Source organism: Mesorhizobium sp. WSM4871, from assembly GCF_055811295.1.
On the sequence record NZ_JBVVPU010000021.1, the window covers coordinates 44415 to 55238 of the forward strand.

General features: G+C 62.8%; 9 protein-coding genes and 1 pseudogene. 5 read left to right on the forward strand and 5 right to left on the reverse strand.

Translation table 11 applies throughout. The features are described 5' to 3' along the window. The first annotated feature begins 30 nt into the window (after positions 1 to 30). Positions 31 to 207 (forward strand): hypothetical protein, encoded by a 177-nt coding sequence (locus tag AC0L2H_RS30190; RefSeq protein WP_223217962.1) that lies wholly within the window; start codon positions 31 to 33, stop codon positions 205 to 207. A gap of 7 nt (positions 208 to 214) precedes the next feature. Beyond that, the gene (locus AC0L2H_RS30195; protein WP_019863560.1) at positions 215 to 568 is read left to right on the forward strand and encodes a ProQ/FINO family protein; all 354 of its coding nucleotides are present in this window, start codon (positions 215 to 217) and stop codon (positions 566 to 568) included. Positions 569 to 904: 336 nt separating this feature from the next. On the opposite strand, the gene groL is transcribed toward AC0L2H_RS30195, so the two are convergent. The 4 genes and pseudogenes from groL to AC0L2H_RS30215 all read right to left on the reverse strand — a co-directional run bounded on the left by groL (position 905) and on the right by AC0L2H_RS30215 (position 4616). Further along, positions 905 to 2569, reverse strand: coding sequence for a chaperonin GroEL (gene groL, locus AC0L2H_RS30200; protein WP_019863562.1), 1665 nt, complete (start codon positions 2567 to 2569; stop codon positions 905 to 907). 64 nt (positions 2570 to 2633) lie between these two features. Then, on the reverse strand, positions 2634 to 2930 hold the full coding sequence (gene groES, locus AC0L2H_RS30205; protein WP_019863563.1) for a co-chaperone GroES: 297 nt from the start codon (positions 2928 to 2930) through the stop codon (positions 2634 to 2636). A gap of 664 nt (positions 2931 to 3594) precedes the next feature. Further along, positions 3595 to 3819: a DUF1173 family protein gene (locus tag AC0L2H_RS30210; protein ID WP_250637482.1), complete on the reverse strand. Its 225-nt coding sequence runs from the start codon at positions 3817 to 3819 to the stop codon at positions 3595 to 3597. Then, positions 3776 to 4616 (reverse strand): annotated as a pseudogene (locus tag AC0L2H_RS30215) (DUF1173 family protein). Before AC0L2H_RS30215 ends, AC0L2H_RS30210 begins: the two are co-directional and overlap by 44 nt. A gap of 881 nt (positions 4617 to 5497) precedes the next feature. Between AC0L2H_RS30215 and AC0L2H_RS30220 the strand changes: the two are divergent. The 3 genes from AC0L2H_RS30220 to AC0L2H_RS30230 all read left to right on the forward strand — a co-directional run bounded on the left by AC0L2H_RS30220 (position 5498) and on the right by AC0L2H_RS30230 (position 8873). Beyond that, entirely contained in the window at positions 5498 to 6460 is a 963-nt protein-coding gene (locus AC0L2H_RS30220) for an ArdC family protein (protein ID WP_064982001.1), read from the forward strand. A 183-nt stretch (positions 6461 to 6643) separates the two neighbouring features. Then, positions 6644 to 7063 carry a DUF2958 domain-containing protein gene (locus AC0L2H_RS30225; RefSeq protein ID WP_019856449.1) on the forward strand — a complete coding sequence of 140 codons (420 nt, stop codon included), beginning with the start codon at positions 6644 to 6646 and terminating at the stop codon, positions 7061 to 7063. A gap of 79 nt (positions 7064 to 7142) precedes the next feature. Further along, on the forward strand, positions 7143 to 8873 hold the full coding sequence (locus AC0L2H_RS30230) for a ParB/RepB/Spo0J family partition protein (RefSeq protein WP_027046513.1): 1731 nt from the start codon (positions 7143 to 7145) through the stop codon (positions 8871 to 8873). 154 nt (positions 8874 to 9027) lie between these two features. Here AC0L2H_RS30230 and AC0L2H_RS30235 read toward each other — a convergent pair. Beyond that, positions 9028 to 10824, reverse strand: a 1797-nt coding sequence (locus AC0L2H_RS30235) for a peptidase domain-containing ABC transporter (RefSeq protein WP_473593436.1), incomplete at its 5' end; no start/stop codon positions are given.

Here is a 10824-nt window from a genome sequence, read left to right on the forward strand (position 1 = left end):
CCCGTTACGGGGCGGACAAAGCGCCAGCTCATGCCGAACGTGGAACACCGCTCGGATAAAGGCTTCAACAACCGTCGGAGGATTCTTACCGATCCGAAAACGGGAACGAACGCGACAGGTTTCTGGCAGGTCGGCTCATTGCAGCATTTCGTGTCGATCTTCTCCGGCGTCCGAAATCAGGCCGCTCAAGATCGGCATCCATCATGACATTCGCGTGCTTGACGGCGAACTGTCTGATGATGAATTAAGGAGAGCCCTGCTGGCGTATACCAGGATGGCCAAATACTTGGCGAGACTGGATGCCGGCGCCGCACGGGTCGATCTCGATGGCAAGCCGGCCGGCGTGGTCTCGGATGCCGACGCGGCGACCGCCAAGGCTTTGCTGAGGGCCCGCAAGCACAAACAAGAGGCCAAGCAAACGCCGGAGCCAAGGGTAGAGCCTCGAGCGCCACCCAAACCAAAACCGAAGCGAACCGCCGGGTACAGGGCGAAGAATACGGCCGACAGCCCGACCGGCATAGTCGTTGAGACGAAGCGTCGCCGCGCTTTTCGAAAGCCGATGGCTTGAGCGCCGCTGAGCGATAGGCCTTGCACCGACGGACACAGCCCCTGAGGGTCGCAGCGGCGCCCCGTGCCGATCCGAATTACCGCGATTGTAAGGAGCTGCCGCATTCGTGCTGGCGAAACGAAGTGGTCGGTCATCCCTTCTCGAGACGAACCGAGGCCGGCCGTTGGTGTCTCCGAAGCCACGGCCAGCGGCTCTCCGCCGCATCCTTGCCCGCGCTCTCCTTGTCCTCTTTCACGACCATCTCTACTACGCCCTGAACATTTCCGGCCGGATCCGACTTCAAGGAAAAGGGCGGCATCGCCGCCCTTTCACGTATGTGAAGTCAGATCGGCTGGATTAAAAGTCCATACCGCCCATGCCACCCATGCCGCCACCCATGCCGCCGCCCATGCCGCCAGGCATGCCGCCGCCAGCCGACTCCTTCTTCGGAGCCTCCGCGATCATGGCTTCGGTGGTGACGAGCAGGCCGGCGACCGAGGCCGCGTCCTGGAGAGCCGTGCGCACGACCTTGACCGGATCGACGATGCCCATGGCGATCATGTCGCCATATTCGCCGGTCTGGGCGTTGTAGCCGAAGGTCGCGCCCTTGTTGTCGAGGATCTTGCCGGCAACGATCGAGGCTTCCGCACCGGCGTTGGCCGCGATCTGGCGGGCCGGAGCCTGCAGGGCGCGACGCACGATGCTGATGCCCGCGGTCTGGTCGGAGTTGGCGCCGACAGCGTTGATGCTCAGCGAAGCGCGCAGCAGGGCAACGCCGCCGCCGGGAACGATGCCTTCTTCCACGGCCGCGCGGGTCGCGTTCAGCGCGTCATCGACGCGGTCCTTCTTTTCCTTGACTTCGACTTCCGTCGCACCGCCGACACGGATTACCGCAACGCCGCCCGCCAGCTTGGCGAGACGTTCCTGCAGCTTCTCCTTGTCGTAGTCCGACGTGGTCTCTTCGATCTGCTGCTTGATCTGGGCAACGCGGCCCTGGATCTCTTCCTTCTTGCCGGCGCCGTCGACGATGGTGGTGTTCTCCTTGGAGATCGACACCTTCTTGGCGCGGCCGAGCATGTTGAGGCCGACATTCTCGAGCTTGATGCCGAGGTCTTCCGAGATGACCTGACCACCGGTGAGGATGGCGATGTCTTCCAGCATGGCCTTGCGGCGATCACCGAAGCCCGGCGCCTTGACGGCGGCGATCTTCAGGCCACCACGCAGCTTGTTGACGACCAGCGTGGCCAGAGCCTCGCCTTCGACGTCTTCCGAGATGATGAGCAGCGGCTTCGAGGTCTGCACGACGGCTTCGAGAACCGGCAGCATGGCCTGCAGGTTGGAGAGCTTCTTCTCGTGGAGAAGGATGTAGGCGTCTTCCAGATCCGCAACCATCTTGTCGGCGTTGGTGACGAAGTAGGGCGAGAGATAGCCGCGGTCGAACTGCATGCCTTCGACGACTTCGAGTTCGGTCTCGGCGGTCTTGGCTTCCTCGACGGTGATGACGCCTTCGTTGCCGACCTTCTGCATCGCTTCCGCGATCATGGCGCCGACCGACTCGTCGCCATTGCCGGCGATCGTGCCGACCTGGGCAACCTCTTCCGAGGTCTTGATCTTCGTGGCGTTCTTGATCAGCGTCGCGACGACGTCGCTGACCGCGAGGTCGATGCCGCGCTTCAGATCCATCGGGTTCATGCCGGCGGCAACGGCCTTGTTGCCTTCCTGGACGATCGACTGCGCCAGGACGGTCGCCGTCGTGGTGCCGTCGCCGGCGATGTCGTTGGTCTTCGAAGCGACTTCGCGGATCATTTGAGCGCCCATGTTCTCGAACTTGTCGGAAAGTTCGATTTCCTTGGCAACGGTGACGCCGTCCTTGGTGATGCGCGGCGCGCCGAACGACTTGTCGATGACGACGTTGCGGCCCTTGGGACCGAGCGTCACCTTCACCGCGTCGGCGAGGATGTTGATGCCGTGAAGCATGCGCTCACGGGCATCACGGGAGAATTTTACGTCTTTGGCAGCCATGTTTAACTCCTGGGCATTTCGCCCGAATTCAGATTGGATGGTGCGGATGAAAGGCGGCGGCGTGTCAGCCGATGATGCCCATGATGTCGGATTCCTTCATGATCAGAAGGTCTTCGCCATTGAGCTTGACTTCGGTGCCCGACCACTTGCCGAACAGGATGCGGTCGCCAGCCTTGACGTCCAGCGGGACGAGCTTGCCGGCTTCGTCGCGGGCGCCGGAGCCGACAGCGATGATCTCGCCTTCCTGCGGCTTTTCCTTCGCCGTATCAGGGATGATGATCCCGCCGGCGGTCTTGGATTCGGATTCGACCCGGCGAACGACCACACGGTCATGAAGCGGCCGGAAATTCGACTTTGCCATTTTGGATATCCCTGGTGCAGAGGTTGAACGGTTCTTCGTTGCCGGAGCCTGGGTTAGCACTCGCCAGTTGGGAGTGCTAACGTGGCGGTGAGATAGGCTGTAGGTTCGTCCTGGTCAAGACGGATGAGCGGACGGCCGAAGAGCCAGAAGATTTGGAATCGGCCCGGAAGCCTGGCCCGCATTGCGGCGCATCCCAATGCCTAGACGCGTTTCGGCCGTAAGCTATGGGCCGAATTTTGTGTCTTATTTGGAATGTGAAATTATGTGAAATTAACGGCCGAGCAGTCGGCCGGAATCGACGGCCAGCCGAACAGTCTCGAGCTTTTTGCAAGCCCGGCCTTTTTCATGCGCGCCTGAGGCGATGAGGCGGCTGACTGGCCGCTGTGAACATGGCTTGACCCGCCCAACTTGCGAGCAGCAAGGATCGCTCGCACGTGCTGCACTGGGAGGCCCTTCGTGATCCAGGTCGCACACATCATTTGCTGGGAAGATCGCTCAAGCGAGCACCTGAAAATACTCGCCGGCCTGCGAATCATGCTGCAATAGCGTCCGCGAAGGGTGCCTGCTTCATATGATAGGCCCACGTCTTGCCGACCAGGCAAAGTCGGCATCTCACGATCGGCCGTCCGCCAGATCCAGGAATCAAACTCCGGTCGCGATGCGATCAGTTCGCCCAGCGTTTCCTGGTACGCACCATCGGAGGAGGGGGTACGACATACAGGCCAACCGGCCGCGGCTGTATCTGCAATATCGCCGTCGCGGTTGGCTTGTCCATAGGCAGGTTGAAGCGCGGTCCTTTCACGCTTCGCTCCCTTGTCCTGGCAAGGGCGTCGACCAGCTTCTTTTCATAGGCGGAGTCGTACGGCACCCAATTCTCCGCCACCACCATGACGGGCCGTTTCCTCGATCACCGCCAGCCCCGCCGAACTCAACCCGAAGATGGCTATCGCGATCAAATGCGATGCCTCATCCACGCCCCAAAGTGCCATCCCGGTTTCAAAACGGGTTTGAAGCCGACGATGAAGACTCTCGTCCAACAGGAACACGAACCCCGGCATGTGCTTGATGATCAACTTGTGGCCGCTGCGAGCCGGGCTGAACTCCTTGACCTCGCCGACCAGGATCATCAGCTTTCTGGGGCCGCTCTTCGGGGGCAGCGCGGAAGCAAGCGCCTGGCCGCGCCTTTTCTCGATCGCAATCTTGTCGGCGGACCGGAACGGCTCGGGCACGAACAGTATGTCGCGCTCCGCCCTTGACCCTCATCTGGCCCGCGGCCTCGACGAGGTGCCAACGCATGTCCCACCAATGCCTCTTGCCAGCCCATCGCGAGGTCCAGACCGTCAGCTCCGCCTCGTGCCAGAGATAATGGAGCAGGCCTCCCAGGGAGAGTCTCTTGGTGTCCCCGACCACGCTGTTCGAATCTGGAATGCCAGCTGCCGACGCAGCGAGCGCGCCTACCTTCGACAGGCGAAAATCCAGCTTCAGCGCGGCCATGCCGCTCTCGGAATCGACCTGGTTTGCGCTGCCCATCAGCACGCCGAGGCCGGACAGTTCGTCGGGCGGGTCGTAAGAGGAACAGGACGTATCGTGGGCACCTGCCGTATATTGCTCGCGAATCACGCAATATACATCGCCGGGCACGGCTCTTTGCACACGCAAAACGGTGGCAGCTTTCCGCGATATCATCCCCTAGCGCAGCTTGTAGACCAGGCGCCGCCTCCTCGATCACCTGGTCAGCAACTCTGAAACCTCGTATTGCCTCCGTTGCTCCGGACGCCGCCGCATCCCCACGCCCATTGAGTCATGGTTTTGCCGTCGAAGCAACGGGCTTGTTCGTCAGGACATGCTGACCCGCCTCTCTTACCGGAACGGGGCTGCGCTTGACTGAACATCCGGTGTGCGGCTGGGTCTTCACCTTGGGCGTGCGTTTGGGCACTGCCACGTCGCCGGGGCCTCGATAGGCGACGGTGCGGCCAGCAGAGGAAGAGGGCAAGCAGGGATTTCGGTGGGCGGGCGAAGGTCCGGGAGAGAGACTCGGCGTCCGCCTCGGAGCAACCATGACACAGATGGGGCACCGATGCTCGCGCCGCTCCCAAGGAGCTATCACGATGTCTTCGAGGGTGCATTCCGAAGCGCGTGCCGTCATTTGCACGCGCATCCCCCCGAGATCAAAGCTACGGTCGTCGCGGACCTGAGTGGCGCCCGCGCGCCTGAAGGCGCGCGCCGGGTGCTCGTGAACCGAGCCCGCTTTTCTTCGGCAAGCCTCAGGCGGTCTCGGCCATTCGGCTTCGCCCCCTGGCGCATGCAGCCTTTCGCCTGCTGATGGCCGCCGGCCGTTGGCCGGCGTGGTCTGTCTGTTGGCCATCCCCCGGTGACGCGCGGTGGGCGGCTCTCCCTTCTAGGTCCGCCGCGGCATCCCGCAACCCTTCGCTGCCGCTCAGGGTCCTCCTCTTCGTTCCGGTCCTTCGAATGCGGTCTGCCTCCGACGGCGGACCTTTCCGGTCGTTCTCGCCGCCCACCCCGCTTTCCGGGGGAGGGCGCGCGATTGAAGAGCGGAGGACCAGACGATGCGTGCAAACAACAAGCGTTCCGCCTGCCGGCAGGCCGGCGCAGGCAAGGACGGGCGCCCCGGCGCCAGCCTTTATCAGGAGATCACCGATCGCATCATCGCCGAACTGGAGCGCGGGACCGTGCCGTGGGTCAAGCCATGGGGCAGCGCAAAGGCCGGCCTCGGCCTGCCGAGCAATGCCGCCACCGGCCGGCTCTATTCCGGCATCAACATCCTCATCCTGTGGGGCGCCGTCTTCGAGCGCAGCTATGCCAGCCAGAACTGGCTGACCTTCCGGCAGGCGCTTGCGCTTGGCGGCAATGTCCGGAAGGGCGAGCACGGCACAACCATCGTGCATGCCGACCGCTTCGTCCCGAAGGGCGAGAAGGAGCGCGCCAAGACCGATGGCGACGAACCGCACGCCGTTCCCTTTCTGAAGCGCTTCACCGTCTTCAATGTCGCGCAGTGCGACGGGCTGCCCGACCATCTCCATGCCGCCGCCGAGCCGCTGCCCGAGCGCGAGATCACCCCGCAGGCCGAGGCGCTTATTCGAGGAAGCGGCGCGGATTTCCGCATCGGCGGCGATCGCGCTTTCTACATGCCGGGCAGCGACTTCATTCAGGTGCCGCCGCAGCCGGCATTCTTTCGGCAGATCGACTATTACCGCACCTGCTTCCACGAGCTTGGCCACTGGACCGGCCACCCGGCGCGGCTTGCGCGCGACCTCTCCGGCGCCTTCGGTTCCAAGACCTATGCGCGCGAGGAACTGGTCGCCGAAATCTGCGCCGCCTTCGTCTGCAGCTCTCTCGCCATCGAGCCGACCGTGCGCCATGCCGACTATATCGGCTCATGGCTCACCGTGCTGCGCGAGGACAATCGCGCCATTTTCCGCGCCGCCAGCCTTGCCTCCAAGGCCGCCGATTTTCTTCTCGGCTTTAACGCCGAGGCCGAAGGCGCGCAACAAGACGAGATCGCGGCATGAGCGCGCAATCCCGACACCCTGCAGACCGAGCCGACGCCGCAAGGCGTGCCCTTCTGGCGGACGCGCCGATGCGCCCGCGCGCGGCGCAGAAGCCGCTCGATAGCGGATCAGAGAAAGATCCAGTGAATCTTTCTCCCGCCGAACGCCCGAATTCAACTCGACCTGTTTTGAGAGGAGTCTCCCATGATCCTGATCACCGACGAGCTTTGCGCCCGGCTGCTCGCCAATGGCGCAACCGACACCGAAACCGACCATGTCCCGGTGGTCAAACTGTTCGATCCGACCGGGCCAGCAACCTGGCTTCTCACCGAACTCGACGCCGACGGCGACACAATGTTCGGGCTTTGCGACCTCGGCTTCGGCTTCCCCGAACTCGGCAGCGTCAGTCTTGCCGAGCTTGCAAGCGTCAAGGGGCGGCTTGGCCTCGGCATCGAGCGCGACCTCGGGTTCAAGCCGCGCTTTCCGCTCTCCGTCTACGCCCAGGCAGCGTGCAGCGCCGGCCACATCACCGAAGCCGAGCGGCTGCTGCGACAGGCGGCAAAAGCCCTTGGCAACGCACATTCCAAGCTTCCGCCCGACACGGCGGAACAGACGCGCCGATAAGGCGCGAAAACCGTCCCGCCGCGCCGGCTTGCAGCCTCTGGGGGGGGACAATTCCACCCCTCAACGAAGGAGACAAACCATGCAACTTGCCCACATTCCGCTTGATAAGCTCAACATTTCCGCGCTCAACATGCGCCATTCCAAACGCGCGCCCGACGTGTCGGACATCCTGCCGTCGATTCGCGCGCGCGGCGTCCTGGTGCCGCTTCTGGTGCGGCCCAACGGCACGCCGGAAAGCTTCGAGATCGTCGCCGGCCGGCGGCGCTATTTCGCCGCGAAGTCGCTCGCCGACGAGCGCGGCCAGCGCAATGCCTTGCCCTGCGCCGTCATGGAAGACGGCGACGACGCCGGCGCGCTCGAGGCCTCGCTGATCGAAAACTTCGCCCGGCTCGATCCCGACGAAGTGTCGCAGTGGGAGACGTTTTCGCGGCTGATCAAGGAGGGCCGCGGCGTTGCCGACATCGCCGCCACTTTCGGCATCACCGAGCTCCTGGTCAAACGCATTCTGGCGCTCGGCGACTTGCTTCCCAAGATCCGCGAGGCCTATCGGCGCGAGGACATCGACGCCGAGACGGCGCGCCATCTGACCATGGCTTCCAAGGCGCAGCAGAAGGACTGGCTGGCGCTTTATGCCGATCCGCAGCAATACGCGCCGCGCGGTCACCAGTTGAAGCAATGGCTGTTCGGCGGCCAGTCGATCTCCACCAAGGTCGCGCTGTTCCCCATCGAGGAGTATCCCGGCCTGATCGTCTGTGACCTGTTCGGCGAGGAGAGCTATTTCGCCGATGCCGACCTGTTCTGGCAAAAGCAGAACGAGGCGATTGCCGCCAAACGCGATGCCTATCTGGAAGCCGGCTGGCCCGAGGTGGCCGTGCTCGAACCCGGGCAGCATTTCCAGTCATGGGACCATGAAAAGACGCCGAGGAAGAAGGGCGGCAAGGTCTTCATATCGGTCTCGCATCGCGGCGCGGTCGAATGCCACGAGGGCTGGCTGTCGCGCAAGGAGGCCCGCCGCGCCCGCGCGCAAGGCGAGGGCGGCGCGCCCGAAGAAACGCCCGCCAAGCCGTCGCGACCGGAACTCACCGGGCCGATGCAGAACTATGTCGATCTGCACCGCCACGGAGCCGTGCGTACCGCCATGCTCGACCATCCTTGTGTCGCGCTGCGCCTGATGGTGGCGCATGCCATCGCGGGTTCGGGCCTGTGGCAGGTTCGCCGCGAGCCGCAGCGCACCGCCAATGAAGCGGTGGCGGCAAGCATTGCCGCGTCCAGGGCCGAAGCCGCATTCGCCGAAAAACGGCGCGCGGTGCTGGCGCTGCTTGGGCAGGCCGACGAGGAGGGTGCGATAGCCGGCGGCAATGGCGACGCCTTTGCGCTTGCCGCCGTGTTCGCCCGTTTGCTGGCACTTTGCGACGACGACGTCATGCGCGTTCTCAGCCTTGCCATGGCCGAGACGCTCGAAGCCGGCAGCGCCGCCGTCGAGGCGCTCGGCAACCATCTGGGCATCGACATGGGCGCGTGGTGGCAAGCGGACGATGCCTTCTTCGACCTGCTGCGCGACAGGGAGATCGCCAATGCGATGCTGGCCGACCTCGGCGGCAAGCATGTCGCCGACGGCAATGTCGCCGAGAAGGTCAAGACGCAAAAGAAGATCATCCGCGATTGCCTCGCGGGCGAGAACGGCCGCGAGAAAATCGACAACTGGCTGCCCAACTGGATGAAATTCCCGGTCGAAAGCTACACGAAACGCGGCGGCTTCCGCACCGCCGATCAATGGGCCAGGGTCCAGTCGCTGTTCGTCCGCGAATAGGTGCCAAGCCGGGCGGCGGCTCCTTCGAGTGCCGCCGCCCCGATTGCCTGCCGCTGGAATATTGGCTGATGCGCACGGCGATCCGAACAGCATTTGGCATGCGAGAAGCCTAATCGTGCACAAAATCCCACGGGTCTTCCGCCTCGGAAGCTGTTTAGCCGGATCCGGTTTGCGCCCGCCACAAGCGAGCGTAAGCGCCTTCAGCTGTCAGCAGATCAGCATGCCTTCCCTCCGCAACGACCCGCCCCTTGTCCAAGACCACTATTTTGTCGGCGCAACGGATGGTGCTCAGTCGATGAGATATGATGACGATGGTCTTGCCGCCCCGACGCAGATCCTCAACCACTCGCAGGACAAACCCCTCGGCGACCGAGTCGAGAGAGGAGGTTGCTTCGTCGAGGATCAGGATCTCCGGATCCCGGTACAGAGCCCGAGCCAACGAAAGGCGCTGCTTCTCGCCCCCGGAGAGGCGTACACCGTTTTCGCCTAGATAGGCCTGGAAGCCACCGGGCCAGCGCTCGATCACCTCCCGCAGCCCTATTTCATCGCAGATTCGGAGGATCTTTTCGATGTCCGGCTCGAACTCGCCAAGGGCGATGTTGTCGATCACCGAGCCCGAGAACACATCGATCGATTGCGGCACCGCAGCGACAACCTTGCGCAGGGATACGGTCGACAGGTCCTGGAGGGCATAACGGCCGATCCGGATGTATCCACCTTCAAGCGGGTAGACATTCTGCAGCAGCGCCGCAAGGGTGCTCTTGCCCGAGCCGCTTTCCCCCACCACTGCTGTCATTTCCCCCCGGCGGAAGGTGCCGCTAAGATCCTGGAAAAGCTCGAACTGGCTACCATATCGGAACGTGACCTTCTCCAGGTGGATGTCGCCAATGTCGGATTTGTCTGCATCGATGCCGCCACCGCTTTCCGGCTCCAGGTCGAAGATCTCGAACAGGCGATCCGCTGCGACAAAAGCATCCTGAACGATCCGGTTGGTCTGGATCAGACTGGCAATCGGCCGGGTGATATAGCCTAGCAAGGTATAGCAGGAGAGTAATTCGCCAGGCGTGACGGTTTGATCGAGGGCAAGTGTCGTTCCGAACCACATCAGCACGATGGTGAATAAAGTCGCGAGGAATGTCGAGGTGCTGTCCCCGAAGATCGAGATCAGGCCGGAGCTGTAGACGGAGTGCAGCATCTTGATGAAGCGGGTCTCCACCTTGAAGTTGGCGAAGCTCTCCATGCCGGAGATCTTGATTGTGGAGACAGCTCCGAGTGATTCCACCAGTTGTGTCTCCAGTTCGGCAGCGTTCTCCATTACGGCGCGCTGGCGATTCCTGTTCAGCCGGTTGATGATCCAATAGACCGAGAGGTACAAAGGGATGGAGACCGCCACGACCAAGGCGATCTTCCACGAGTAGATGAACATCAGCCCCAACGAGAACAGTACCGTTAGCACGTCAACGAACATGTTGATGGAGACGTCGTTCAGGAAGCTCCTGATCTTCACCGCGTCATTCATACGGGAGATGATTTCGCCCATGCGCATGCTGTCGAAGAACTTCTGAGGCAGGCTTAGGATATGATTGTAGTAGCCGAGGATCAGGTGGACGTCGATCTTCTGCCCCGTTTGCAGGACGAGCCGGTTTCTGAGGAGATTGATCAGGATCTGCACAACCAGGATCAAGAGCATGGCGACGCTCATCAGGTTGAGCAGATTGCGGTTGCCCGCTGTAATCACATGGTCGACGATCTTCTGCACGTAAATGGCAGTCGAGAGGCCAAGGATCGTCGTCACCAGCGCCCCCGCGAGAGCCTGCGCCATCGCCGCCTTGTGTGGCGCAAGCAGACGCGCGAAACGACCCAGGGGTGAGGTGGTCTCGTCGCGGCGCTTGAAGGTGTCTGCGGGAACCAGGAGCACCAGGGCGCCAGTCCATTGCTTTTTGAATTCCTC